Genomic DNA, 25,483 nt, shown 5'->3' on the forward strand with positions numbered 1-25,483 from the left:
CTTGGGCATGATGCCCGACCAAGCCCTGCACCTGACCAGCCCGACCCCGGACACGACCGCGAAGATCGCCGCCCGCCTTGGCCGCAGCCTGGGCGCGGGCGACGTGATCTTGCTGTCGGGGCCGGTCGGTGCGGGCAAAAGCCATTTCGCCCGCGCCCTGATCCAGTCGCGCCTTGCCGCGTTGGGGCGCCATGAAGATGTGCCCTCGCCGACCTACACCATCGTGCAAAGCTACGATCTGGACGGGCTGGAGCTTTGGCACGCCGACCTGTACCGGCTGGGCGATGCGTCGGAATGCGACGAGCTGGGCCTGATCGACGCGTTCGACAGCGCCGTTTGCCTTGTCGAATGGCCCGACCGTCTTGGTGCCCTGACCCCGAAGGACGCGCTGCACCTGACGCTTTCGGTGCAAGGCGAGGCGCGCGATCTGCGCTTCGAGGCACGCAGCCCACGTTGGCAGGCCCGCTTGACGGAGGCGTTGCAACCATGATCTTTCCGCCTTCGCACGCGCCGCGGGTGTTCGGTTTGCCCCCCGGTGCCGATTTTCCCGCCCTCTTTGCCGAGGGGCTGATGGCGCGCCTTACTGCGCACCCGCCAGAACTGCGCGCGCGGATAACGATCCTTGTCAATTCGGCGCGGATGCGCAGCCATATCCGCGACAGCCTTGCCGCCCTCGGGCCGGGCTTGTTGCCGCGCATTCGCCTTGTGACCGACCCGCTGGTCTTCGAGGGCGCGGCGGATGTGCCGCCCCCCGTCGCGCCGCTGCGCCGCCGGCTGGAACTGGCCCGGCTGGTGGGCAAGCTTCAGACCGCCGAACGCAGGCTTGCGCCGCGCGCGGCGGTCTACGATCTGGCCGAAAGCCTCGCGCGGCTCTTCTCAGAGATGCAGGCCGAAGGCGTTGCCTTTGACGCCTTCGACCGGCTGGACCTGAGCAATCATGCGGATCATTGGGTCAAGGCGCGCCAATTCCTCAGCCTTGCGACAGAGGTGATCGCGCAGGACAGTCCGGACGCCGAGGGCCGGATGCGCGCGCAGGTCGAGGCGCTGGCTGCCCGCTGGAAGATGGACCCGCCCACGGACCCGGTCCTTGTCGTGGGCTCTACCGGGTCGCGGGGGACGACGGCGCTGCTGATGCGCGCGGTCGCCCGCCTGCCCCAGGGCGCGGTCGTGGTGCCGGGGTTCGATTTCGACATGCCGCCCGGTGCATGGGCGCAACTGGCGACCGCGAATGCGGCAGAGGACCACCCACAATACCGCTTTCACGCCTTGCTTGATGACCTTGGTCTTGCGGCGGACAAGGTCCAGATCTGGCATGATGCCCCGGCCTTGCCGCGTGGCGCGCTGGTCTCTCTGGCGCTGCGCCCCGCTCCGCAGACCGACCAATGGTTGCGCGACGGGCCAGACTTGGGCGATCTGGCCCAAGCGACCGAGGGGCTGACCCTGATCGAAGCCCAATCGCCCCGCGCCGAAGCCACGGCCATCGCGCATTGCCTGTTCGACGCCGCGCGCAAGGGCCAGAGGGCCGCGCTGATTACGCCGGATCGCGACCTGACCCGCCGTGTCACTGCCGCGCTTCAGGTCTGGGGCATTACCCCCGATGACAGCGCGGGCCGCCCGCTGGCGCTGTCCGCGCCGGGGCGGTTCTTGCGGCAGGTGGCCGAGTTGTTCGTGCGGCGTCTGGATGTGCCCAAGCTCTTGGCCTTGTTGAAGCATCCGCTGGCGCATAGCGGCGCGGATCGCGGCACGCATCTGCTGCATACCCGCGATCTGGAACTGTTCCTGCGCGCGCGCTCGGTTCCGTTCCCGGACAGCGCGGTGCTCGATGCCTTCGCCCCGGATGATGGCCCCCGTCGCGACTGGGCGCGCTGGTTGACGGGTGTTCTGCCCGCGCGGCCCGATGCCTCTGCACGGCCATTGGGCCAGCTTGTCGCTGACCATCTGGCGCTGGCAGAGGCATTGGCCGCTGGCAGGGGCATAGACGGCGAAGTCGCAGAGGGCGCGGGCGGCCTGTGGGACGAAGCCGCCGGACAAGAAGCCCGCGCCGCCATGCAAGCCCTGAGCGCAGAGGCCGATGCCGGCGGCGATCTGACGCCCTTCGACTATGACGCGCTTCTGGCAAACCATTTCGCGGGCCGCGAGGTGCGCGAAACCGTCGCCGCCCATCCAGACATCATGATCTGGGGCACGCTGGAAGCGCGGGTGCAGGGGGCGGACCTGGTCATTGCCGCCGGGTTGAACGAAGGGATCTGGCCCAAGGTGCCAGAGCCTGACCCATGGCTGAACCGGGCGATGCGCGCGGAACTGGGCCTGTTGCTGCCTGACCGCCAGATCGGCCTGTCCGCGCATGATTTCCAACAGGCGATCTGTGCGCCGCGTGTGGTGCTCTCGCGCGCCATCCGCACGGCAGAGGCGCAGACCGTTCCCTCGCGTTGGTTGAACCGCTTGTGCAACCTGATGGAAGGCTTGCCCGAACAGGGCGGCCCGGCCGCTTTGCAGGCGATGCGCGACCGTGGCACAGCGTGGCTGGCAGAGGTGGAAGCGTTCGAGAGCGATCTGCGCAGAGTTCCCGACGGCCCGATCGCACGGACACCCGCCCCGCGACCCGCGCCCGCGCCGCCCGTGCGCCCCCACCGCTTGTCGGTCACGCAGGTCGAAGACCTGATCCGCGACCCTTACGCGGTTTATGCCCGTCACATCCTGGGGCTGGAAAAGCTGAAACCCTTGCTGCCCGCGCCCGATGCGCTGCTGCGCGGCACGCTGTTGCACAAGGTATTCGAACGCGCAACCGACGCGGATGCCCCGCCGCTGATGGATCTGGCCGAAACCATTCTGGCCGAAGCCGTGCCATGGCACAGCGCGCGGACCTTCTGGCTGGCGCGTTTGCGGCGTGTGGCACCGGCGCTGGAGGCGTTCTTTGCCGAGCAACCGGGCCGCATTGCCTTGCGAGAGGAGAAAGCCGCTTGGGTGCTGACCGACCCGCCCTTCACCCTGTCCGCCCAGCCCGACCGCATCGACGAATGGCCCGACGGGCGGGTCCATATCATCGACTACAAGACCGGCGCGCCGCCCTCGCCGGCAGAGCAGAAGGTCTTTGCAAAGCAGCTTTTGTTGCAAGCGGTCATGGCGCGAGAGGGGGCATTCGCCAAGCTTGGCCCCCGCGATGTGGCATGTGTGACCTATCTGGGTCTGAGCAGCGGTGAGCTCAAGCCCGATAAGACAAAGATAACCGAGGCGCTGCTGGACGAGATGCGCGAGAATTTCATCAAGCTGATCCGCGCGTATCAAGACCCCGGCCAAGGCTTCGCCTCGCGCCGCGCCGTCAAGCAAGAGCGGCGCTCGAATGATTATGACCATTTGGCGCGCTTCGGGGAATGGACGATGCAGGACAAGTCCGTGACGATCCGCGTGGGGTGGGACAATGACTGACGCCGCAACCCTTGCGCAGAACCGCGCGTCAGAACCGCTATCCTCGACATGGCTGTCGGCCAATGCCGGGTCGGGCAAGACCAAGGTGCTGACCGACCGGGTGGCGCGGCTGCTGTTGCAAGGCGTCGCGCCGCAGCACATCTTGTGCCTGACCTATACCAAGGCGGCCGCAAGCGAGATGCAGAACCGCTTGTTCAAACTGCTGGGCGCTTGGGCCATGCTGCCCGATGACAAGCTGCGCGACGCCCTTGCCGCGATTGGCGAGGCGGGCAGGACAGAGGCGCATCTGGCGCGCGCACGGCGGCTGTTCGCGGGCGCGATCGAAGCGCCGGGCGGGTTGAAGATCCAGACGATCCACTCATTCTGTGCCTCGCTTCTACGCCGCTTCCCGCTAGAGGCCGACCTGTCGCCCGCTTTCACCGAAATGGACGAACGCTCTGCCCGCGCGCTGCGCGCCGAGGTGTTGGAGGATCTGGCAGAGCAGTCGGATGTGGTCGCCCAGTTGGCACAGGTGTTTACCGGGCAGGATATCGAAACCCTGCTGGCCGAGATTTGCAACAAATCCGCCCTGTTCGACGGGCCCGCACCCATTGCCGAAGATTTCGGCCTGCCCGCGGGCATGGACGAGCAGCGCTTGCTGGCAGAGGTGTTTCTGGGCAGTGAAGCGGATCTGATCGCGCAGGCGCTGCCGTTTCTGGATGCAGGGGGGGCTAACGACATCAAGGCGGCGGCCAAGTTGCGTGCCGTTGACCTCACCCGGCCAAATTTGGGGCTATTGCCCAAGCTGGAAGCCGTCTTCCTGTTTGGCAGCGGTCAAAAGGTCAACACGGCCAGAATCGACAGTTTTCCCAACAAGGACACGCGCATTGCCATGGGCGCGTTGATCGAGCCGTTCAACCAGTTCATGGCGCGGGTAGAAGCCGCGCGCCCCTTGCGCCTTGGCCTTGCTGCATTGCGCCGCGCACAAGCCCTGCACGCTTTCGCCACGCCCTTCCTTGCCGAATACCGCGCCCGAAAGGACGCGCGCGGCTGGCTGGATTTCGACGATCTGATTATCCGCACAGGCCAGCTTCTGACCGATACATCCGTCGCGCAATGGGTGCTGTTCAAGCTGGAAGGCGGGGTCGATCATATTCTGGTCGACGAGGCGCAAGATACCAGCCCCGCGCAATGGCGTGTGATCGAATTGCTGACGCAGGAATTCACCTCTGGCCTTGGCGCGCGCGACGTGGCCCGCACGCTGTTCGTGGTCGGTGACAAGAAACAGTCGATCTATTCCTTCCAAGGGGCCGATCTGCGGGTGTTCGACAAGGTGCAAGCCGATTTCACCGAGCGCCTGACGAATGTCGGCCTGCATCTGACCCAAGCCGCGCTGGAGCATTCGTTCCGCTCGTCCGACGCGGTGCTGCGCGCGGTCGACATGACCTTTCAGACCGATGCCGAGGGTTTGGGCGGCCCGCCCACCCATATCGCCTTTCACGAGGCCATGCCGGGCCGGGTCGATCTGTGGCCTGCCATCCTGCCCGACAAGCCCGATGACAAGACCGAATGGTGTGAGCCCGTCGACACGATTTCGGACGAGCATCATACCCGCAAACTGGCCAAGACCATCGCCGCAGAGCTGCGCCGCATGATCGACGCGCGCACGCTGTTGCCACACAAGGACGGCCCCAAGGTGATGACCGAGGGCGATGTGCTGATTCTTGTGCGCAAACGATCTGGGCCGCTTTTCCACGAGATCATCACGGCCTGCAAAGCGGCCGGGTTGGCGATTGCGGGGGCGGACCGGTTGCGGCTGGGCGGCGAAATGGCGGTGCGCGACTTGACGGCGCTTCTGGCCTTTCTGGCCACGCCAGAGGACGACTTGTCGCTTGCGGCCTGCCTGCGCTCGCCCTTGTTCGGGTGGTCGGAAGATGCGCTGTATCGGCTGGCGCAGGGGCGCGCCAAGGGCGAATACCTGTGGACGCGGCTGCGCGGGCAGGGCGACACCCCCACGCTGGAAATCTTGCGCGACCTGCGCCGACAGACCGATTTCTTGCGCCCCTATGACCTGATCGAACGGATGCTGACCCGCCATGACGGCCGCCGCCGCCTGATCGCACGATTGGGGTCCGAGGCAGAGGACGGCATCGACGCCTTTCTTGCGCAGGCCTTGGCCTATGAGCAGGCGGAAATCCCGTCCTTGACCGGGTTCCTGACATGGCTGGAACGCGACGAGGTCGAACTGAAACGCGAATTGGACAGCGCCAGCCCCATGCTGCGGGTGATGACCGTGCATGGCGCGAAAGGTCTGGAAGCGCCGATCGTGATCCTGCCCGACACCGGGGATACGAGCTCGCCTGACAAAGACGATGTGGTCGATCTTGCAGGCCGCGCCGCATGGAAGGGCAAGGCAGGCGAGAACCCGGCCCCGCTGCAAGCCGCGCTCGACGCGCGCGCCTTGCGGCGCGCCGAAGAATCGGCGCGGCTTTTGTATGTTGCCATGACGCGCGCGGAAAGCTGGCTTATCGTGGCCGCGGCGGGCGAGGTGAAAAAGCCGGAAAGCTGGTATCTCCGTGTAGAGGCAGGCCTGCGCCTTGCCGGGGCCGAGCGGTTGGACACTCCGACCGGGCCGGACGGGCTACGACATGCCCATGGCGCTTGGCCGCAACAGGCCAAGGAAACCCCGCCAAAGACGCCCGCGCCCGTCGCCTTGGCCGACGCGCTTTGGCACCCCGCGCCACCGCCGCCCGAGCGCCCGCGCCCCTTACGTCCGTCCGATCTGGGCGGGGCCAAGGCGCTGCCGGGCGAGGCGGGACTGGATGAGGAAATGGCGCTGCGCCTTGGCACCGGGTTGCACCTGTTGCTGGAACACCTGCCACATTGGCCGCGCGACACATGGACCACGCGCGCCCCGCGCCTGTTGGCCTATCCCGAAGATGCCGAGCGCTTGCTGCCAGAGGCTGCGGCGGTGCTGGATGCGCCCGAGCTTGCCGCGCTTTTCGGCCCCGACAGCCTGGCCGAGGTCGAGATCGCGGGCCAGATCGGTGCGCGGCCCTTGTCGGGGGTGATCGACCGGCTGGTGGTCACGCCCGAGCATGTGCTGGCCGTGGATTACAAATCGAACCGCATGGTGCCCGAAACGGTCGCCGAGGTTCCTGAAGGTCTGCTGCGCCAGATGGGGGCGTATCTGGTGGCGCTGGAGCAGGCATTTCCGGGCCGCCGGGTCGAGATGGCGCTTCTGTGGACGGCCACAACGCGGCTGATGCGACTGCCCGACGCGGATCTGCGCGCGGCACTTGCCCGCGCGGGCGCTTGAATCCGCGCGCGCGGAGGCATAATTGAGAGATAACGAAGCCAACCCATGGAGGGGCCAATGCCCACAGTTGCTGTTACCGATGCCACGTTCGACGCCGAAGTGCGCCAGTCCGACATTCCCGTCGTGGTCGATTTCTGGGCCGAATGGTGCGGCCCCTGCAAGCAGATCGGCCCGGCTCTGGAAGAGCTCGCCGCCGAATATGACGGCCGCGTGAAGATCGCCAAGGTCAACGTGGACGAAAACCCCAACACCGCCGCCGCCATGGGCATTCGCGGCATTCCCGCGCTGTTCATGTTCAAGGACGGCAAACCCGTGTCGAACAAGGTCGGCGCGGCCCCGAAATCGGCGCTGCAATCCTGGATCGACGACGCCGTGTAAAAACCGGGGGCCGTTTGGCCCCCTGTTCTTTCCGGTCGCATCTGCCCGCGCGGCGGATGCCTTCGGCGGGAGTATGTGTTGCAAGATGAAGAGGGCGCGATGAGCGAGTTTCCCGGCTGGCATGGCACGACAATCGTAGCGGTCCGCCGAGGAGGCGAGGTCGTTGTCGCAGGCGACGGTCAGGTCTCGCTGGGCCAAACCGTCATCAAGGGCAGCGCGCGCAAGGTGCGCCGCCTTTCACCCGGCGGCTACGAGGTGGTCGCGGGCTTTGCCGGGTCCACCGCCGACGCGTTCACCCTGTTGGAGCGGCTAGAGGCGAAGCTGGAAGCAACGCCCAGCCAATTGGCCCGCGCGTCTGTCGAACTGGCGAAAGACTGGCGCACCGACAAATACCTGCAAAAGCTGGAAGCGATGCTCATCGTGACCGACGGGCGCGACCTGTTCGTCATCACCGGCGCGGGCGACGTGCTGGAGCCGGAGCATGACATCGCCGCGATCGGGTCGGGCGGGAATTTCGCGCTCGCCGCCGCGCGCGGGCTGATGGCGACCGATATGGGCGCCGAGGAGATTGCCCGCCGCGCCATGGCCATCGCGGCGGATATTTGCGTCTATACCAACGGTAACCTGACGGTGGAGAAGATCAGCGCATGACCGACCTGACCCCGCGCGAAATCGTGTCTGAACTGGACCGCTTCATCATCGGCCAAGCCGAGGCCAAGCGCGCGGTGGCTGTGGCGCTGCGGAGCCGTTGGCGGCGCAAGCAACTCAGCGCAGAATTGCGGGACGAGGTTTATCCCAAGAATATCCTGATGATCGGCCCGACCGGCGTGGGCAAGACAGAAATCAGCCGCCGCTTGGCGAAGCTTGCGAAAGCGCCCTTCATCAAGGTCGAGGCCACGAAATTTACCGAAGTCGGCTATGTCGGCCGCGATGTAGAGCAGATCATCCGCGATCTGGTCGATGCCGCGATTGCCCAGACACGCGAGCATATGCGCGAGGCCGTCAAGGCGCGCGCGCACAAGGCCGCGGAGGACCGGGTGATAGAGGCCATCGCGGGCAAGGACGCCCGCGACGCCACGCGAGAGATGTTCCGCCGCAAGCTGCTGGCGGGCGAGTTGGACGACACCGAGATCGAGATCGAGCTGGCCGATACCAGCAACCCGATGGGCGGCATGTTCGACATGCCGGGCCAGCCGCCGCAGATGATGAATATCGCCGACCTGTTCGGCAAGGCGCTGGGCGGGCGCACCACGCGCAAGAAGGTGACGGTGGCCGAAAGCCACGAGCTTTTGATCGCGGAGGAGGCCGACAAGCTGCTGGATGATGAGGCCGTGAAACTGGCCGCGCTAGAGGCTGTGCAGGAGAACGGCATTGTTTTCCTTGATGAAATCGACAAGGTCTGTGCCCGCGCCGATGCGCGCGGGGCCGATGTCAGCCGCGAAGGCGTGCAGCGCGACCTGCTGCCGCTGATCGAGGGCACGACCGTCAGCACCAAGCATGGGCCGGTCAAGACCGATCATATCCTGTTCATCGCCTCGGGGGCGTTCCATGTGGCAAAACCCTCTGACCTGCTGCCGGAATTGCAGGGCCGTCTGCCCATCCGGGTGGAACTGCGCCCGCTGACAGAGGGCGATTTCGTGCGCATCCTGACGGAAACCGACAATGCGCTGACCCGGCAATACACCGCGCTGATGGGCACCGAAGAAGTGGCCGTGACATTCGCCGAGGACGGGATTGCCGCGCTCGCCCGCATTGCCGCCGAGGTGAACCAATCGGTCGAGAATATCGGCGCGCGCCGCCTTTACACCGTCATGGAGCGCGTGTTCGAAGAACTGTCCTTCCACGCGCCGGATCGCGCCGGGCAAGAGGTTGTGGTCGATGCGGCCTTTGTCGAACGCAATATCGGCGATCTGGCCCGGTCCGCCGATCTTAGCCGCTACGTGCTCTGATCCGCTTGCAGCACTGGACGGGCGCGCAGATATTCTTATATAATCGCTCAGGAAATGACTTGTCCGAGGGAAGGGGTGGCCCATGCCACAAGACGAAGGCGATCTGCTGATCAAGCCCTCCAGCACCGAGCACGACCTGTACGAGCCAATCGTAGAGGCCTGCAAGACGGTCTATGACCCGGAAATCCCGGTGAATATCTTTGACCTTGGGCTGATCTACACGATCACCATATCCGACGCGGGAGAGGTCGAGGTCATCATGACCCTGACCGCACCGGGTTGCCCTGTCGCCGGGGAAATGCCGGGCTGGGTGGCCAATGCGGTCGAAGCCGTGCCCGGCGTGCAATCGGTGAATGTCGAGATGACCTTCGACCCGCAATGGGGCATGGACATGATGTCGGACGAAGCGCGGCTGGAATTGGGGTTCATGTGATGGAAACGCTCTTGTCCGAACGCGACAAGATGCTGTCGGGCGCGCCCTATGATCCGGGCTGTCCCGACCTGGTGGCGATCCGCAAACGTGCTCAGGCACTGATGCGGTCCTATAACCAGACCATATTGGGCGATCCGGAACGCGCAGAGCTGATGCAAGAGTTGCTGGGCACATGGAATGGCGCGGTGATCCGCCCGCCGTTTCATGTCGATTACGGCGTGAATATTCATTTTGGGCCGGGCTGTTTCGCGAATTTCAACCTTGTCGTGCTGGATGTCTGCGATGTGCGCATAGGCGCGCGCACCCAGATCGGGCCGAATGTGCAGATCCTGACCGCCGACCACCCGCGCGATGCCGCAAGCCGCGCCAAGGGGGTGGAATGGGGTGCGCCCATTGCCATCGGCGAAGATGTCTGGATCGGCGGCGGCGCGATCATTCTGCCCGGCGTCACCGTGGGTGACGGGGCAATCATCGCGGCAGGGGCCGTGGTCACGCGCGATGTGCCTGCGGGCGCGACCGCGCGGGGCAACCCGGCGCGATGCCATGACGGAAAAGAGGGCTGACATGTTTGGTATTCCCGGCAAATCCCCGGTCACGATGACCCCGGCTGCCGTGCGGCAGATCAAGCGCCTGATGGAGCGTGAGGGCGCGCAGGGCTTGCGCGTCGGCGTCAAGAAGGGCGGCTGCGCGGGCATGGAATACACCATGGAAACCGCGCAAGAGGTGGGTCAGCACGAAGAAGTTGTTGAGCAGGACGGTGCGCGCGTGCTGATCGCGCCGATGGCCCAGATGTTCCTGTTCGGCACAGAAATCGACTATGAAACCGGACTGATCGAAAGCGGTTTCAAGTTCCGCAACCCGAACGTGACCGAAGCTTGCGGTTGCGGGGAATCGATCAAGTTCGATGATGTCGACACCTTGACCGAACGCATGAACGCCGCCCGCGCCCAAGGCTGATTGCATCCTGCCCCGGTGGCGCGTATCCCTGTTGGTGCATAACAGGAGGATCGCCCATGCCCTGCAAACTCGCCGCCGGCAACTGGAAGATGAACGGCCTGCGCGCCGATCTGGTAGAGTTGCGCGCGCTTGTCGCGGTTCAGCCTGCGCCCGATTGCGGTGTCCTGATCTGCCCGCCCGCGACGCTTCTGGCCCCGATGGCCGAGATCGCGGCAGGCAGCCATGTGCAGCTTGGTGGACAGGATTGCCACACGGGTAAAAGCGGCGCGCATACAGGCGATATCTCGGCGGACATGCTCGCCGATGCGGGCGCGCGCTATGTCATTCTTGGCCATTCCGAGCGCCGCGCAGATCATGGCGAAAGCTCTGACCTGGTGGCGGAAAAAGCGCGCGCGGCCCATTCGGCGGGCCTGATCGCCATCATCTGCGTCGGAGAGACAGAGGCCGAGCGCGATGCAGGGGCCACGCTGGATGTGGTGCTGTCGCAGCTCAAAGCCTCTACCCCGGCGGGCGCAACGGCCGCGAACACGGTCATCGCCTACGAACCCGTCTGGGCCATCGGCACCGGCCGCACCCCCACGCTAGAACAGATTGCCGAAGTGCATGACGCGCTGCGCGCCACGGTGCCCGATGCGGATATGTCGCTGCTCTATGGCGGGTCGGTGAAGCCCGGCAATGCGGCAGAGATCTTTGGCTTGGCCAATGTCGATGGCGCGCTGGTCGGCGGCGCATCGCTGAAAGCGGCGGATTTCGGTGCGATCATCAGCGCGCTTGACGCGGCCTAAACCCGGTGGCCCAGCGACGGGGTGGCGATGGCGGCAAAGAGCACGCCGCCCACAAAGCCACCTAAGTGCGCTTCCCAAGCCAGCATCCCGGACATCAGCAGCCACAGAACCACGTTCAGAAGGGCCAGGCCCACCAATGAGCGCCAAAGCGGGCGCATCGGGCTGCCCAAGTGGTGACGCAACTGCCATTCCCAGAATTTCCACGCGCCGATCAGCCCGAACACGGCCCCTGACGCGCCCACCATCGGGGTTTCGGAATTCGACAGAAGCGCAAACCCCGCACCCCCGGCAAATGCACTGACGGCATAGAGCAGCAAAAACCCTTTTGGCCCGACCCGTGCCACCACGATGCCGCCCAAGGCCAGCACCGCAACCATGTTCCCCAGCAGGTGCAGCAGACTGCCGTGCAAGAAAGCATGGGTGAAGAACATGGCTATCGGCTGGCCGGGATAGACCGGCTCCCAACCCGACAGCAGGCCGTTCCAGAACGCGCCATACATCAGGAACACGCCACGCAGCCGCTCGAAGCCCAAAAGCCCGGTTTCGCCAAGTGTCAGCAGAATCTCGGGCACACAGGTCAGCGCCACCAGCCACAGAACGGCGGGGGTGTTTGTAACGGTCGGAAAGACGATGTTGCGTGGGGCCATAAGCGCGGCTTTGACATTCTCTTCCACCATATGCAAGTCATCCTGCGCGGGCCGCAAGGCGCGCGCTGTCCGACTCACCGTCGTGGAGGACCGAATGTGGGGGCGCATCTTCTGGTCAGTAACCCGTGCTGCGGATCAGGGTGCGAAGCGTTTCCCACACCAGGATAAGGTCGTTTTTCAGGCTGAGCGTGCGGGCATATTCCGCATCGATCTGGGCACGCCGCCGGAAATGGGCGTCATTGCGTTCCGACACCTGCCATTTGCCCGAAATGCCGGGGCGCAGTGACAGGTAGACGGGCAAGGTCGGGCCGTAGATCTCGACTTGGTCAAGCATCATGGGACGCGGGCCAAGCAGGCTCATATCGCCTTTCAAAACGTTGAAAAGCTGGGGAATTTCATCCATCGAGGTGCGGCGCAACACGGCGCCTACGCGCGTGACACGCGGGTCGTTCTTCAGCTTTTGGGTGGTTTCCCATTCCTGCCGGCGTTCCGGGTTTTCGCGCAACAGTTCCTCCAGCATCTGGTCGGCATTCTCGCGCATGCTGGAGAATTTCCAGATGCGGAACACGCGTCCATGCTGGCCAAGGCGCGCCTGGCTGTAGAAGACGGGATTGCCGGACATGGCATTCGCGATCGCGGCGACAAGCATGATCGGGATCACGAAGGGCAGGGCGGTCAGAACGATGGCAAGATCAAGCGCGCGCTTGCCGAACCGCGCGTAAAAACCGCGCGCCGCTTCCAGCTCCGCATTCTCGATACGGGACACGACTTCGGCGACCTTCATCTTTTGTTGCTGAAAAGGGATCGTCATCGGTTGCTCCCTGCCATCATCACGCACTCACACACACTGACGCCCCTGTTAGAGTCACTATCGACCAAGACCCGGTCACTACACCCGGCGTTCATGGCACCAATAAGGTGACAAAGAGACTTAAAACTAACTTACGCTTAACCATCCGGTAATTCACTAAAAAACCCCGAATGGGCGGCTTGCTGCCGAAGCAACGCGGGCGATTGTATGCCCGCCGGGGACAAACGCGCGCAGGTGCCGGTTCTGTTTCAAATTCACGGCAAACGCTTGTGCCACAGGCCTGTCAACAAGGCGCTCACGGCTGATTCGCAGGCTGCGATACCGGTCGCCATTTGGCGCGGACCCCCGGCGAGAATGTCACGCCCCTGCCGTCTTTGCGCTTGAATTTCGTCATTTCAAAGCGGTATCGCAGAAGCAGCGCGGGTCTGCGCAAATGGCAAAGGGCAGAATGGCACACGGGTTTTCCTCATATCTGGACCATTTCGGGTTCAAGCAAAGGCCGTTCTCGTTAACGCCCGATCCCGAATTCCTGTTCTGGTCCGATACCGCGCGCGGTGCCTATGCCATGTTGCAATACGGGCTTGCGACGCGTGCGCCGATCACGCTTCTGACAGGCGAAATCGGGGCGGGGAAAACGGTTCTGCTTCAGCATTTCATCGAGGAAGCGGATGACGACGACAGCCTGTCCATCGCGCTTGTGACCAACACCCGCCCCAACACGCGCGAGATTTTGCAATGGCTGCTGCCAGAGCTGACGCAAAGTGACCTGAGCGACGAATCCAAGTTTCTGAAGGTGCAGGAATTCCTGATCCAGGAGTTCAACGAGGGCCGCCGCGTGCTGTTGGTGATTGACGAGGCGCAGAACCTGTCCATGGAAGCGCTCGAAGAATTGCGAATGTTGACGAATATCAACCTGGGCAAGGAAGAGGTGCTTCAGCTGTTCCTGATCGGCCAGCCTGAGTTGCGCGACCATGTGCGCCGCAAGGAACTGGTGCAATTCGCGCAGCGCGTGGCCGCGAATTACCATCTACCCTACATGCAACCCGACACCGTGCTGCACTACATCTCGCACCGGTTGAAAGTGGCGGGCGGCAAGCCCAACATTTTCAGCAAGCAAGCGGCGCTGCTTATCCACGAGGTGACGGGCGGTGTTCCGCGCCTGATTAACCAACTTTGCGACATGTCACTGACCTACGCCTTCGCGCAGGGCGATCATGTCGTGAAGCGCGCCACCGTCCAGGCTGTGCTGGACGATGGCATTTTCTTTGCGCCGCTGCGCAACTAGACCTTACCAATGGCCGGTGTTTTCCATGCTGGCCCAAGGCTCTACCGGGTCGAGCGCCTTGCCCTTTTGCAACAATTCCACGCTGATATTGTCGGGCGAGCGCACGAAGGCCATGCGCCCGTCGCGGGGCGGACGGTTGATGGTCACACCATTGTCCATAAGGTGCTGGCAGGTGGCGTAGATGTCATCCACCTCGTATGCCAGATGCCCGAAATGGCGGCTGTCAGAGGGTAGGGCGTCATCGCCGTCCCAGTTCCAGGTCAGTTCTACCGGGCATTCCGGCTGTCCCGGCGGGGCCATGAAGATCAGCGAAAAGCGACCGCCTTCGCTGTCATGGCGGCGGATTTCTTCCAGCCCCAGCAGCTTGTAAAACGCCATAGAGGCATCGAGATCCTTGACCCGGACCATGGTGTGTAGATAGCGCATCCTGTCACTCCTTCTGTGTTGACTCGCAGGTATGTTCATTGCCGGGCGGATCAAGGCGCGGCGGGGGGTTTTCAAGACCAAAGAATCCGGGCATTGTCACGCTGAACACAGCATGATGTGGGTGGGGTGCGCGATGCAGCAATATCTGGACGGTTTGCGGTATATTCTGGACCATGGAACGCCCAGTGACGACCGCACGGGCACCGGCACCTTGTCGGTCTTTGGTTTGCAGATGCGCTATGATCTGGCCAAGGGCTTTCCGTTGGTGACAACAAAGCGCGTTCATCTGAAATCTATCATTCACGAGCTGCTTTGGTTCCTGTCCGGCGACACGAATATCGGATATTTGAAAGCCAATGGTGTTTCCATCTGGGACGAATGGGCCGATGAGGCTGGCGATCTTGGGCCTGTCTATGGCAAGCAATGGCGCGATTTCGGCGGGGTGGACCAGATCGAAACGCTGGTGTCGCAGATCAAGACCACCCCCGACAGCCGCCGCCTGATCGTCTCGGCATGGAACCCGGCCGATGTGCCCGACATGGCGCTCCCGCCCTGCCATACGCTGTGGCAAGTGCGCGTTCTGGACGGGAAACTGCATCTGCAACTCTACCAGCGGTCCGCCGACATGTTTTTGGGCGTGCCGTTCAACATAGCGTCGTATGCGCTGTTGCAGATGATGCTGGCGCGCGTCTGCGGGCTGGAGCCGGGGCATTTCGTGCATACGATGGGCGACGCGCATATCTATTCCAACCATATGGATCAGGTGAAAACCCAGCTCGCGCGCGACCCGCGTCCCTTGCCGCAGATGCGCATTCTGCGCACACCCCACAGCATTTTCGATTTCACCTATGACGATTTCCAGATCGAGGGCTACGATCCGCACCCCGCGATCAAAGCGCCGGTGGCGGTCTGATGCTGACCCTGATCGTGGCACGGGCCCGCAACGGGGCCATCGGGCGGGGCAACACCATCCCGTGGCACGCACCCGAAGACCTGGCGTTTTTCCAGCGGGAAACCTTGGGCGGCGCGGTCATCATGGGGCGCAACACATGGGACAGCCTGCCAAAGAAACCCTTGCCGCGGCGGATGAATATCGTTGTCACCTCGCGCCCGATCGCGGAAGAGGGCGCCCATGCCGCAACGCGCGACACGGCCCGCGACCTGGCCCGCGCGCATGGCTATGCGCGCCACTATGCCATTGGCGGCGCTGCGATTTACCAAGCGTTCCTGCCCGAAGCCGACCGTCTGCTGATTACAGAGGTGGCGCTGGATGTTCCCGACGCGGACACGTTTTTCGCCCCTCCCGACCTGTCTGGCTGGCGCAAGGTAACCACGATCCGATTGCGCGACGCCGGCCCGGCTTGCGAGGTCAGCGAATATCTTCGGATGTGACCCAGCCATGTGGCGCTTCGGCCACAAAGGTGGGCCGGTCAAATCGCGGGCACGAGCATACCACATCTAGCGGCTGACAGCTTTTCAGATCAACATGTAAGCCATACGGAAAAATCGTCTTCTACCATTGATGTATTCGCGTTTCGAAAATTGCGCGTCCCGCGTGAATTGGCGACAAATTCATGGCCCAGATGCCTTTCGATGGATGCAATGTTGCCACAACTCGGACAATTGGCTATTCTAAGTCCTAATAATTGATGCCCAAAATGGGCGCAGGCGGCGCAGGCAAGGCTTTGCCGGTCCGCAGAGGCAGAGGCAACTATGTGCAGGTCACTTGACCCAAATGTTTGCGCGTGTTCGCAGCGTTCCGCTTCCGGCGGTGGGTTTTCGCATGACCTTCACTTACATCGGGCGGGTTCATGCGGTCAGGAATTCTAGACAACGTCGCGGCTTTGGCCCGTATCCGCCGACGTGCGGGGGTGCTCGCCATACTGTTCGGCGCGGCTTTCCTGTCGGCCTGCGGGTTGCGTTTGCCCGGTGACAGCAGCAGCCCGACCGAACTGGCCGAGGCCACGACAGAGTTCCGCGTGGTCCCCGCGACCCGTGCCTTCATCAGCGTGCCGCAAGCGCTGCTGGTCATGGAGCGCGATCTGGGTGGCGCGGTCGAGCAGCGCGTGACGCTGCCCAACCAGACCACGCTGGCGGGCGAGAACATGATCATGCTGCGCGCCCAGCAGGCCGGCTACGCACGCGGCACACGTTTCGTGTTGAGTGAACAACTATCGCAATTTGGCGGTGCGCCGACCCCGTTCACGGGGGTGTCGGAAGGGGCGTTGACGGCCACGACCGACAGCTTTGGCGACATAACCTATACGACTATCCGTCCAGGTGGCGACATTGTCTGTGTGCTGGCATTCCGGCGCACGCAGACGGCCAGCCGCGCCTTGCCCAGCGGCACGCGCGCTTTGGACATCATGCTTAGAAATTGTGTGTCGGGCAGTGCCGAACAGGCGCTGGCCCCGATTGGTGCGAGTGCGTTCGGTCTTGGATTGCCGGGCTGATCCTTTTTTCAGGAGACTGATTTCATGAGCCTTCTTATTGCAACGCGGCGATTGAAGCCGGGCGAGATTGGCCTCGCCCTGCTTTGGTTTGCGATCGTCGTCCCCCTCGCATTTCTAGCCAGTATTCCCACATCGAACGCGGTGCAGGGCGCACTTGGCCTGTTCGCGGTTCTGTGCGTTGCCCTGCTCAAGCCGTTCACGATGAAAACCATCGTTGCACGTTTCGCGCTTCTGGCGATCGCGTCGGCCATCGTGATGCGCTACTGGTTCTGGCGCGTCACCTCGACCCTGCCGCCGGTGGAAGAGCCACTGTCTTTCGGGATTGCGGTGTCGCTCTTCGCGGTGGAAACCTACGCAATCTGGGTGTTCTTCGTCAGCTCTTTCATCACCGCTGACCCGATCGAACGTAAACTGCCGCCCAAGGTGGCTGCTGCAAGCCTTCCCACCGTGGACATATTGGTGCCCAGCTACAATGAGCCGATCGAAATGTTGTCGATTACGCTCTCGGCGGCCAAGAACATGCACTACCCGCAGAACAAGCGGACCGTGGTGCTGTGCGACGATGGCGGCACTGACGAGCGGTGCAACAGCGACGACCCGGTCAAGGCGCAGGCCGCGCGCAAGCGCCGCGCCGATTTGCAGGCGCTTTGCGCAGAATTGGGGATCGTCTACTCGACCCGCGAGCGGAACATCAACGCCAAGGCCGGCAACATGTCGGCCGCTCTGGAGCGGTTGAATGGTGATCTGGTCGTGGTGTTTGATGCCGACCACGTGCCCGCGCGCGATTTCCTGGCGCGCACCGTTGGCTATTTCGTGGTCGATCCCAAGCTGTTCCTTGTGCAGACGCCGCACTTCTTCCTGAACCCGGACCCGGTGGATCGCAATATCGGCCTGCGCGCCGATTGCCCGCCTGAAAACGAGATGTTCTACCATCAGGGCCACCGTGGTCTGGACCGCTGGGGCGGGGCGTTTTTCTGCGGCTCGGCCTCTGTCCTGCGCCGCGCGGCGCTCGATTCTGTGGGCGGCTTTGCAGGTGAAACCATTACCGAGGACGCCGAGACCGCCTTGGAAATCCATAGCCAAGGTTGGAAGAGCCTCTATGTCGATCACGCGATGATCGCGGGGCTTCAGCCGGAAACCTTCACCACTTTCATCGAACAGCGCGGGCGCTGGGCGACGGGCATGATGCAGCTTCTGCGCCTGAAAAACCCGCTGCGCCGCAAGGGCATGAGCTTGAGCCAACGCCTGTGCTACCTGAACTCGATGACCTTCTGGTTGTTCCCGCTGGTGCGGATGACCTTTATCCTGGCGCCCTTGGCCTACCTGTTCTTCGAATTGCAGATCTTCGTCGCGACCATCGAAGAGGTCGCGGTTTACATGTCCAGCTACATGGCGATCAGCTTCATGGTGCAGAACGGGCTGTATGCGCGCGTGCGCTGGCCCCTGATTTCGGAACTCTATGAAACCGCGCAGGCACCCTATCTGTCGGGCGTGGTCTTGCGCACGTTGTTCAAGCCGCGCGGCGCGAAATTCAACGTGACCGCCAAGGACGAGGTTCTGGAAGAGGATTTCCTTTCGCCGCTCTACAAGCCCCTGCTTATCCTGTGGGGGATCGCGCTTCTGGGCGTGCTGGCGGCTGCGGTGCGGTGGTTCCTCTATCCCGGCGACCACAACATCCTGATGATTGTGGGCGGCTGGGCCATCTTTAACTTCATCATCCTGTCGGCGGCACTGGGCGCGATTGGCGAGCGCCAGCAGCGCCGCGCCGTGCCGCGTGTGGACATGAACGTGCCCGCCGTCGCCGCCATCGGTGTGGGCGAGGATTACACCTTCACGGCTGCGACCGTGCTGGATTCCTCGACCAGCGGGGCCAAGCTGAAGCTGATCCCCGGCCCCGACACCGACCACGCCCATTTGGCAAGCCTCGACAAGGGGTCGGTTTTCTACTTCACGCCGGAATTCCCGAAATCGCCGCATCTGGAAAACGCGGTGCGGGTGCAGGTGGTCAATGTCCAGCGCACGCCGACCGGGCTTGTGCTGGGGGTTCGCTATGACCCCGATCAGCCCCTGATCGTGCGCGAAACGATTGCGCATCTGATTTTCGGCGACTCTTCGGTGTGGGAAGCGATCCGCGAAAGCCGTAACAAGCCCATGCCGCTGCTGAAGGGGATGGCTTATGTATTCTCGCTGGCCTTCACCTCTGTCGCGCATGTCATGAAAATGCTGGCCGCAGAGCCCGCGCGCCGCAAGCGGGCGCAAGAACGCGAGCGCGAAGTGGCCGTGGTCGCGGACGAGCCGGCGCATATCCTTGCGTTCGGCCAAGCTTTCGACCCGGTTCTGAGCGAGCCTGTCCACCCGATGCGGCAGATGCTGGCGCAAGGCCGTGGCGCCACCGATGGCCGGCTGCATTTCGATGCGCCCGGCACACATCCTGACCGGGGGCCGCGCGCATGACCAGATTGCCCTTCTCCGCTTCGGCCAAGGCGCTTGCGCTGTCGGCGATCATGTCGCTCTGCGCCGCCCCGCTTTTCGCGCAGGGCGGGCTGATCCTGTTGCCTGAACAGGATGCGGCGACGCCCGCGATGGATGCCGACATGGCCCCTTCGCCAGACCGCATCAACCTGCACCGGCAGTCGCAGGATACCACCGCCGGTGCACCGGCACCGCGCAAATGGGTGTCGCCGCTGCGCCTGACCGACCTGCAGGTGCGCCGCAACGGCGCGCTTGCGCGTGTCACGGGCGAGCGCGAGTTGGTGTCTTTCGATCTGTATGTCGCCGACCCCGCGCGCACGCAGCGGCTGCAACTTGTGACCGTGTCCAGCATCAACCTGCTGCCGGAGCGGTCATTCATGCGCGTCATGGTGAACGGGGTAGAGCTGGAAACCGTCCGTCTGGACAATTTCGAAACCCCCGGCGTCGATGAAATTGTGATCCCGCAAGGCACATTGCGGGCCGGGCGCAACGCCGTGCAGATAGAGTTCCGGCAGGGCCACCGCATCTATTGCGGGCCAGAGGCGTCGTTCGATCTGTGGACAGACGTGAACCTGGTCGACACCGGCATGGTCCTTGACCCCGCCGACCTTGGGTCCGGTCCCGATGCCTTTATGATGGGGCTGGCGGCGCAATCTGTCGCTTTCTCGCCGGTTGAAATTCGCGGCATCGACAGCCTTGGTGCTGAATCCGAGACTTGGCGCCGGGCGCTGGTGCGGCGGCTGAACCAGTCGCTGGTTGGCACGCCGGTTGTCTTTTCCTTCACCGATTACTGGACGACCGCGCTGGAAACCCCCGCCCGCGCGCGCATCACCATCCTGCCCGCGGCGCAGTCGACGATCAGCTTTCAGGTCGGGGGCGACGGTGCGCGTGTCATGGTGCTGGAAGTGGCCCAAGGCACCAACCCCGCCGACCTGCTGGACCAGATTCCGCAGCTAGAGCCGCAGGAACAAGCCGCGCGTGCACCGCTTCTGGTGGCCGATGCAGAGAACACCTTTGCGGATTTCGGCATCCAGACGGAACAATTCTCGCAGCGCTATGCGATCCGGCACCATCCTTTCCGTCTGCCCGATGACTGGCTGATCCTGACGGCCGAAAAGGCGCGCATCTTTCTGGATTACGCCTATGCGCCGGGCCTGCCTGACGAGGCGATGCTGCTCATCAGCGTCAACGGGCAATCCATCCGCCTGCTGCCCTTGCGCGACGAAGGCGGTGCGCCGATCACTCGTTTCCCGGTCGATTTCGAGGCGCGCATCATGCAGCCGGGCACCAATACGCTGACCTTCGAGATGATGGTTCCGGGCGATCCGGCCGACCTGCCATGCCAGGCCTATGACCAGCCGTTCCTGCAAATCGGCGGCAGCTCCAGCCTGTTCGTGCCCTATAGCCCGCCCATGTCCATCCCGGATATGGACCTCGCGTTCAGCGCGCTGACGCCCGACAGCCTGCGCCGCAATGAACTGAGCGGCCGGGCCTATTCCGATGCCGATGTGCTGACCCTTGCCGCCGCCTTGGCACGCTCGCGCGGGGATATCCGCCCTTCGACGTTGCATCTGATCTCGCTCGACGATCTGGGCGCGGTGCCGATGGCGCATCATCGGGCGGACCGCAAGCTTCTGGAAGATACCGTGCTGATAACCCCGGAATACGAGGCGCTGATGGCCGCGCAGCAAGCCGCGGATGATCCGTTCTCGGCCCGTTGGCAGCAAGAGCGCGGGCTGACGGCGGCCTTCAGCAATATCTGGTCGCTGCTTCTGGACCGGGTCTACTGGGTGCGTGACCGCATCTTCCCGTCGAATGGCGACCAGTTGAACGCTTGGCTGGCCGAACGGCGGGGGCAGGCAGTGCTGTTCCATCTGGACCCGGCCCGGCCGGACGAGATCTGGATGCTGCGCAGCGCAGACAGCGACATGACGCAGATCGCGCAATCCATCGCGGCGGCGCGTGAATATGGGCGCGGCCCGCGTGGACAGGTGTCCATCCTTGGCCATGACGGGCGCTGGGACAACTGGATCGCGCCCGACCGCAGGCCGGTGTTGCTGGAAGCGTGGTCCTTGCAGAATTTCCGCACCGCGATGGGTAATTTCGTGTCTGCGCGCCCAATTTTCTACACATTCCTGATGTTGTTCTTGGCGCTGGGCTCGGCGCTGGTCGCGCTGCGCCTCGTCATCTCAACCCGAGAGAAGCTATGAACAGACGGCATTTCCTATGCGGCACCGCCGCGCTTGCAATGGCTGGTCCCGGTCTGGCGCAGAGCATGACCGACCAGTTCGGCCAGGTCGCCCGCCCTTTATGGGAGGCTTGGAAAGAGCGCTTCCTGATGGCCGATGGCCGCGTGGTCGATACGCTGCAACGCGCCGCCAGCCATTCCGAGGGGCAGGGCTACGGAATGGTGCTGGCCACCTATTTCGACGATGCCGAAGCGTTCGCGCGGATGTACCAGTGGACCGAACGCAACCTTGCGGTGCGCGCCGATCCGCTTCTGGCGTGGCGCTGGCTGCCCGATCAGGTCAACGCCGTGCCAGACCGCAACAACGCGTCGGATGGCGATCTGTTCTATGCCTGGGCGTTGGTGCGGGCGTTTTCCCGATTTGGCGACCGCTCGCATCTGGCGCGCGCCCAAGAGATTGCCGAAGCGCTTGCCGCGACCTGCATCGTGCCCATGCCCGGCGCAGAGGGGCGCATCGTCATGTTGCCCGCGCAATTCGGCTTCAACCATGACACGCATCTGTCGATCAACCCGTCCTATTACATGCCGCTGGCCATGCGCGAAGTGGCTGCTGCGACCGGGGTTTCGGCGCTTGCAATCTGCGCGCAGCAGGGCGAGGCACTGATCGACCAACTGGCCCAGAACGGGCTTGTGCCCGATTGGGTCGACATCTCGGCAGAAGGGATGCGGGCTTCGGAAACGCTATCGCCCAATACCGGCTACGAGGCGCTGCGCGTGCCGCTTTTCATGGTCTGGTCGCGCATTCCGCGCCACTTGTCAGTGCGGCGCATGGCAGCGGTCTATGCCCGCACCGTCCAGCCCGGCGTGGGCGTGCCCACCGTTCTGGAACCTGTGTCGGGCACGGTGCTCGAAAGCTCTGGCGATGCGGGCTACCAGGCGATCGCGGGACTGATTACCTGCGCCGAGAACCTGACATCGGGGGCGCAGATCCCGCCCTTCACCAATGACCAGCCTTATTACCCGGCGACTTTGCACCTGTTTGCCATGATCGCCGCTTTCGAAACCTTGCCGGAATGTGTGCCGATATGATCCAGTTTCGCCTTCGCCACCGCCTTGTCTCTGTTGCGCTCGCCGCCTGCCTGACGGCCGGCGCGGTATCCGCGCAAACGGCCAGCTACGACGATCTGCGCGCGCTGCGATACTATGTGCAGCAGGGCGACACGGCGGCCATGAATGCCGAATTGCGCCGCCTGCGCGTGGCCTATCCCGACTGGACCCCGCCGTCGGACCTGAACCAGTTGCTGGTGCCGCAGGCCAGCGCCAGTGTCGATGAGGGGGCGATCTGGCGCCTGATCGAGCGGCGCGACTACGCCGGCGCACGGCGCGAGATCGACGCAAGCCGCCAAGCTGTCGCGGGCTGGACCCCGCCTGCCGATATGTTGCGCGTGCTGGAAACCAACGAGGCGCAGGACGCGTTCGACGCCGCCGCCGCCTCGCGCGATGCGGGCACCGCGATCGCGATTGCCCGCCGCTCGCCGCAGATCATGAGCTGCGAGCGGATCAACAATGCGTGGGTGCTGGCGGATATGTATGTGCTGTCAGGCCAGAACAGCGCAGCCGTGACCACATGGCGCAACACGGTGCAATCCTGCACCGCCTATAGCCAGATGGAACCTACGCTGGAAAAGGCCTCTGCCGTGGCCAGCCGGACAGAACTGGCCGGTATGTTCGATGTGGCCCGTGGCGCAAACCGTGCCGAAACGGAACGTCTGAACGCGCTCGAGCGGCGGTTGCTGGGCGGTGCGGCAGCCCCGGCTCCGCGCACGGCGGCCGCGCCTGCGCCGACCCCGCGCACGGCGGCCGCGCCTGCGCCGACCCCGCGCACGGCCCCAGCGCCGCAACCCGTGGCGACACCCGCACCCGCCCCGGCGGTCAGCCCGTCGCGGCTGCCTGCGCGCGGGGATAGCCGCATCGCAGAGGTGCGCGCGCTGAAAGAGCGTGAGCAATATGCGCGCTGCATCGCGGCCTCGAACAATCCGCGCTCGCTAGATGTTCTGTATGAACGGTCGTGGTGCCTGTTCAGCCATCAGCGCCCGACCGAGGCCCTGGTCGGGTTCCAGGCTACGGCCCCCGCTGGCGATGCGATTGGCCCCAATGTCGGGCGCGATGGCTATTACGGCCTGTCACTGGCCTATCTGGCCCTGAACATGACCGAGCAGGGTGCGCAGGTCGCCAGCAGCGCGCGCCTGACCGACACCCAGCGCGCAGAGGTCGAGGCGATCATTCTGGACCAGCGTGGCGTCAAGGCCTATCGCAAGGGCGACTACCGCCAGTCCATTGCCTATTTCAACGCGCTTGAACAGCTTCAGGGCGGGTTGCGGCGCGATCTGTCGATCTTGCGGGCCTATGCGCTGCTGAATTCTGGCCAGCGGGTTCAGGCGAAGGACGAATTCGAACGTCTGCACGCCCAGCTTGCCACTGCGGAAACGCGTCAGGGTTTGAACGCGGCGTTGGGCAACTGACCGAAATCTGGGATGACAATTGAAAACCCCCGCCAGTGGCGGGGGTCTTGTTTTAGCCGTTCGACACCGCGACCTTAAGCTGGCCCTTGCCGCTGCCACCATCGCCGGCATGGGTGTCCATGAACTCCATCACCAGCGGGCGGATATTGTTGCGCCAGGATTTGCCGGCGAAAATACCGTAATGCCCGGCACCGGGTTCGACATGGCTGGCCTTTTGCGCGTCGCTCAGGCCTGTCAGCAAGTCCAACGCGGCAAGGCATTGGCCGGGCGCACTGATGTCGTCTTTCTCGCCCTCGACGATCTTGACGGCAACATTCGTGACCTTGCCGATATCGACCTTGTGGCCATCGACCACGAATTCATTGCGCGCGATCTCGCGATCCTTGAAGATGCGTTCCACCGTCGAAAGGTAGAATTCCGCCGTCATGTCCATGACCGACAGGTATTCGTCGTAGAAGCGGTTGTGCTTGTCGCGCTCGCCGCCCGAGCCTTGGGCCTCAGCCGCGATCTTGTCGGTGAAGGCCTGCGCATGGCGTTCAAGGTTCATCGAGATGAAGCCGCCAAGCTGCAACAGGCCGGGATAGACCAGTCGGCCCACGCCTTTGTATTTGAAGCCCACGCGCTGGATGGCCAGATGCTCCAGTTGCCCCATGGTCACACGTTCACCGAAATCCGTTACCTCGGTGGGTGCGGCATCGGGGTCCACGGGGCCGCCGATCAGGGTCAGGGTGCGGGGCTGCGATTCGGGTTCCAGTTCCGCCAGGTAGGCGGTCGCGGCCAGCGCCAGCGGCACGGGTTGGCACACGGCAATCACATGCGTATCCGGGCCAAGATGGCGGATGAAATCGGTCAGGTAGAGGGTGTAATCCTCGATGTCGAACTTGCCCTCGGACACCGGGATGTCACGGGCATTGTGCCAGTCCGTGACCCAGACTTCGCAATCGGGCAACAGGCTTGCCACGGTCGAGCGCAGAAGCGTCGCGTAATGCCCCGACATGGGCGCGCACAGCAGAACGCGGCGCGGCTTGTCTGGGCGGCCATGCACTTTGAAGCGCAGCAGATCGCCAAAAGGGCGTGCAATTTCAACGACTTCTTCGACGATATGGTCGCGCCCGTCCTCTGCCACCACCGATGTGATGTTCCAGTCGGGTTTGATGACCATCCGCGCGAAGCTGCGTTCGGTCACGCGGCCCCAAGCCGACATGACCTTGAACATCGGGTGCGGCACCATGCCCCAAACCGGGTAGGATGCGAAGGCCCGCGCCGAGGCGCCCATCCATTCGTTCGTGTTGCGAATGGCTTCCATCAGGTCGTAGGTGGCCATGCCCTTCATGCAATCATCCTTTTCAGCGCTCGAACAGGTAACGCCAATCGTCCCTTTAACTCAAGTTGCGCGGCAGGTATCCTTGGCGAACGAATGCTGCGCATGCGAAGGGTAGGGGGAAATTCGCTG

At 63.8% G+C, this 25,483-nt stretch carries 22 protein-coding genes; 18 read left to right on the top strand and 4 right to left on the bottom strand.

The features are described 5' to 3' along the window. The first annotated feature begins 10 nt into the window (after positions 1-10). The 10 genes from tsaE (at position 11) to tpiA (ending at position 11,226) form a co-directional block, all read left to right on the top strand. A complete protein-coding gene (tsaE, locus tag J1C52_RS06670) occupies positions 11-490 on the top strand; it encodes a tRNA (adenosine(37)-N6)-threonylcarbamoyltransferase complex ATPase subunit type 1 TsaE (protein WP_370633234.1) in 480 nt (159 codons plus the stop codon). Beyond that, positions 487-3,426, top strand: coding sequence for a double-strand break repair protein AddB (gene addB / locus J1C52_RS06675; RefSeq protein ID WP_227427153.1), 2,940 nt, complete (start codon positions 487-489; stop codon positions 3,424-3,426). The genes tsaE and addB overlap by 4 nt, the downstream gene beginning before the upstream one ends. Next, entirely contained in the window at positions 3,419-6,724 is a 3,306-nt protein-coding gene (gene addA / locus J1C52_RS06680; RefSeq protein ID WP_227427154.1) for a double-strand break repair helicase AddA, read from the top strand. The genes addB and addA overlap by 8 nt, the downstream gene beginning before the upstream one ends. A gap of 57 nt (positions 6,725-6,781) precedes the next feature. Further along, positions 6,782-7,102, top strand: coding sequence for a thioredoxin (gene trxA / locus J1C52_RS06685; RefSeq protein ID WP_227427155.1), 321 nt, complete (start codon positions 6,782-6,784; stop codon positions 7,100-7,102). A gap of 99 nt (positions 7,103-7,201) precedes the next feature. Next, positions 7,202-7,753, top strand: coding sequence for an ATP-dependent protease subunit HslV (gene hslV / locus J1C52_RS06690; protein WP_227427156.1), 552 nt, complete (start codon positions 7,202-7,204; stop codon positions 7,751-7,753). Then, a complete protein-coding gene (gene hslU, locus J1C52_RS06695) occupies positions 7,750-9,051 on the top strand; it encodes an ATP-dependent protease ATPase subunit HslU (protein ID WP_227427157.1) in 1,302 nt (433 codons plus the stop codon). Before hslV ends, hslU begins: the two co-directional genes overlap by 4 nt. An 82-nt stretch (positions 9,052-9,133) precedes the next feature. Continuing rightward, the gene (locus tag J1C52_RS06700; protein WP_227427158.1) at positions 9,134-9,484 is read left to right on the top strand and encodes an SUF system Fe-S cluster assembly protein; all 351 of its coding nucleotides are present in this window, start codon (positions 9,134-9,136) and stop codon (positions 9,482-9,484) included. After that, the gene (locus J1C52_RS06705; RefSeq protein WP_227427159.1) at positions 9,484-10,047 is read left to right on the top strand and encodes a sugar O-acetyltransferase; all 564 of its coding nucleotides are present in this window, start codon (positions 9,484-9,486) and stop codon (positions 10,045-10,047) included. The genes J1C52_RS06700 and J1C52_RS06705 overlap by 1 nt, the downstream gene beginning before the upstream one ends. Position 10,048: 1 nt before the next feature. Further along, on the top strand, positions 10,049-10,441 hold the full coding sequence (locus J1C52_RS06710; RefSeq protein WP_227427160.1) for a HesB/IscA family protein: 393 nt from the start codon (positions 10,049-10,051) through the stop codon (positions 10,439-10,441). Between the two features lie 56 nt (positions 10,442-10,497). After that, positions 10,498-11,226, top strand: coding sequence for a triose-phosphate isomerase (tpiA, locus tag J1C52_RS06715; protein ID WP_227427161.1), 729 nt, complete (start codon positions 10,498-10,500; stop codon positions 11,224-11,226). Here tpiA and J1C52_RS06720 read toward each other — a convergent pair. Further along, positions 11,223-11,903, bottom strand: a complete 681-nt coding sequence (locus J1C52_RS06720; RefSeq protein ID WP_227427162.1) for a rhomboid family intramembrane serine protease — start codon at positions 11,901-11,903, stop codon at positions 11,223-11,225. The two genes, tpiA and J1C52_RS06720, sit on opposite strands and share 4 nt — an antisense overlap. Before the next feature lie 85 nt (positions 11,904-11,988). Then, entirely contained in the window at positions 11,989-12,684 is a 696-nt protein-coding gene (locus J1C52_RS06725) for a sugar transferase (protein WP_227427163.1), read from the bottom strand. Positions 12,685-13,132: 448 nt separating this feature from the next. Here J1C52_RS06725 and J1C52_RS06730 point away from each other — a divergent pair, with 448 nt between their 5' ends. After that, entirely contained in the window at positions 13,133-13,969 is an 837-nt protein-coding gene (locus J1C52_RS06730; protein ID WP_227427164.1) for an ExeA family protein, read from the top strand. A gap of 3 nt (positions 13,970-13,972) precedes the next feature. Here the strand turns inward: J1C52_RS06730 and J1C52_RS06735 are convergent, their stop codons facing one another. Beyond that, complete coding sequence (locus J1C52_RS06735) at positions 13,973-14,395, bottom strand: VOC family protein (RefSeq protein ID WP_227427165.1); 423 nt, start codon at positions 14,393-14,395, stop codon at positions 13,973-13,975. A 133-nt stretch (positions 14,396-14,528) separates the two neighbouring features. Between J1C52_RS06735 and J1C52_RS06740 the strand changes: the two genes are divergently transcribed. From J1C52_RS06740 to J1C52_RS06770, 7 genes are all read left to right on the top strand, one after another. After that, the gene (locus tag J1C52_RS06740) at positions 14,529-15,308 is read left to right on the top strand and encodes a thymidylate synthase (protein ID WP_227427166.1); all 780 of its coding nucleotides are present in this window, start codon (positions 14,529-14,531) and stop codon (positions 15,306-15,308) included. Next, entirely contained in the window at positions 15,308-15,787 is a 480-nt protein-coding gene (locus tag J1C52_RS06745) for a dihydrofolate reductase (RefSeq protein ID WP_227427167.1), read from the top strand. Before J1C52_RS06740 ends, J1C52_RS06745 begins: the two co-directional genes overlap by 1 nt. A 419-nt stretch (positions 15,788-16,206) precedes the next feature. Next, on the top strand, positions 16,207-16,848 hold the full coding sequence (locus J1C52_RS06750; RefSeq protein WP_227427168.1) for a hypothetical protein: 642 nt from the start codon (positions 16,207-16,209) through the stop codon (positions 16,846-16,848). A gap of 24 nt (positions 16,849-16,872) precedes the next feature. Beyond that, a complete protein-coding gene (gene bcsA, locus J1C52_RS06755) occupies positions 16,873-19,302 on the top strand; it encodes a UDP-forming cellulose synthase catalytic subunit (RefSeq protein WP_227427169.1) in 2,430 nt (809 codons plus the stop codon). Then, complete coding sequence (locus J1C52_RS06760; protein WP_227427170.1) at positions 19,299-21,530, top strand: cellulose biosynthesis cyclic di-GMP-binding regulatory protein BcsB; 2,232 nt, start codon at positions 19,299-19,301, stop codon at positions 21,528-21,530. Before bcsA ends, J1C52_RS06760 begins: the two co-directional genes overlap by 4 nt. Next, on the top strand, positions 21,527-22,597 hold the full coding sequence (locus J1C52_RS06765) for a glycosyl hydrolase family 8 (RefSeq protein ID WP_227427171.1): 1,071 nt from the start codon (positions 21,527-21,529) through the stop codon (positions 22,595-22,597). The genes J1C52_RS06760 and J1C52_RS06765 overlap by 4 nt, the downstream gene beginning before the upstream one ends. After that, positions 22,594-24,030 carry a hypothetical protein gene (locus tag J1C52_RS06770; RefSeq protein ID WP_227427172.1) on the top strand — a complete coding sequence of 479 codons (1,437 nt, stop codon included), beginning with the start codon at positions 22,594-22,596 and terminating at the stop codon, positions 24,028-24,030. Before J1C52_RS06765 ends, J1C52_RS06770 begins: the two co-directional genes overlap by 4 nt. A gap of 52 nt (positions 24,031-24,082) precedes the next feature. Here the strand turns inward: J1C52_RS06770 and phaZ are convergent, their stop codons facing one another. After that, on the bottom strand, positions 24,083-25,363 hold the full coding sequence (gene phaZ, locus J1C52_RS06775) for a polyhydroxyalkanoate depolymerase (protein ID WP_227427173.1): 1,281 nt from the start codon (positions 25,361-25,363) through the stop codon (positions 24,083-24,085). Between the last annotated feature and the right edge of the window lie 120 nt (positions 25,364-25,483).

The organism is Roseibaca sp. Y0-43 (assembly GCF_020667835.1).
Classification (GTDB): domain Bacteria; phylum Pseudomonadota; class Alphaproteobacteria; order Rhodobacterales; family Rhodobacteraceae; genus Roseinatronobacter.

Coding starts and splice junctions, on each gene's coding strand:
- J1C52_RS06725 (WP_227427163.1), bottom strand. CDS start 12,684: ATGACGATCCCTTTTCAGCAACAAAAGATGAAGGTCGCCGAAGTCGTG.
- J1C52_RS06765 (WP_227427171.1), top strand. CDS start 21,527: ATGAACAGACGGCATTTCCTATGCGGCACCGCCGCGCTTGCAATGGCT.
- J1C52_RS06740 (WP_227427166.1), top strand. CDS start 14,529: ATGCAGCAATATCTGGACGGTTTGCGGTATATTCTGGACCATGGAACG.
- J1C52_RS06705 (WP_227427159.1), top strand. CDS start 9,484: ATGGAAACGCTCTTGTCCGAACGCGACAAGATGCTGTCGGGCGCGCCC.
- J1C52_RS06745 (WP_227427167.1), top strand. CDS start 15,308: ATGCTGACCCTGATCGTGGCACGGGCCCGCAACGGGGCCATCGGGCGG.
- J1C52_RS06735 (WP_227427165.1), bottom strand. CDS start 14,395: ATGCGCTATCTACACACCATGGTCCGGGTCAAGGATCTCGATGCCTCT.
- J1C52_RS06700 (WP_227427158.1), top strand. CDS start 9,134: ATGCCACAAGACGAAGGCGATCTGCTGATCAAGCCCTCCAGCACCGAG.
- J1C52_RS06720 (WP_227427162.1), bottom strand. CDS start 11,903: ATGGTGGAAGAGAATGTCAAAGCCGCGCTTATGGCCCCACGCAACATC.
- phaZ (WP_227427173.1), bottom strand. CDS start 25,363: ATGAAGGGCATGGCCACCTACGACCTGATGGAAGCCATTCGCAACACG.
- J1C52_RS06750 (WP_227427168.1), top strand. CDS start 16,207: ATGCGGTCAGGAATTCTAGACAACGTCGCGGCTTTGGCCCGTATCCGC.
- J1C52_RS06710 (WP_227427160.1), top strand. CDS start 10,049: ATGTTTGGTATTCCCGGCAAATCCCCGGTCACGATGACCCCGGCTGCC.
- bcsA (WP_227427169.1), top strand. CDS start 16,873: ATGAGCCTTCTTATTGCAACGCGGCGATTGAAGCCGGGCGAGATTGGC.
- J1C52_RS06770 (WP_227427172.1), top strand. CDS start 22,594: ATGATCCAGTTTCGCCTTCGCCACCGCCTTGTCTCTGTTGCGCTCGCC.
- tpiA (WP_227427161.1), top strand. CDS start 10,498: ATGCCCTGCAAACTCGCCGCCGGCAACTGGAAGATGAACGGCCTGCGC.
- J1C52_RS06730 (WP_227427164.1), top strand. CDS start 13,133: ATGGCACACGGGTTTTCCTCATATCTGGACCATTTCGGGTTCAAGCAA.
- hslV (WP_227427156.1), top strand. CDS start 7,202: ATGAGCGAGTTTCCCGGCTGGCATGGCACGACAATCGTAGCGGTCCGC.
- addB (WP_227427153.1), top strand. CDS start 487: ATGATCTTTCCGCCTTCGCACGCGCCGCGGGTGTTCGGTTTGCCCCCC.
- tsaE (WP_370633234.1), top strand. CDS start 11: ATGCCCGACCAAGCCCTGCACCTGACCAGCCCGACCCCGGACACGACC.
- J1C52_RS06760 (WP_227427170.1), top strand. CDS start 19,299: ATGACCAGATTGCCCTTCTCCGCTTCGGCCAAGGCGCTTGCGCTGTCG.
- hslU (WP_227427157.1), top strand. CDS start 7,750: ATGACCGACCTGACCCCGCGCGAAATCGTGTCTGAACTGGACCGCTTC.
- trxA (WP_227427155.1), top strand. CDS start 6,782: ATGCCCACAGTTGCTGTTACCGATGCCACGTTCGACGCCGAAGTGCGC.
- addA (WP_227427154.1), top strand. CDS start 3,419: ATGACTGACGCCGCAACCCTTGCGCAGAACCGCGCGTCAGAACCGCTA.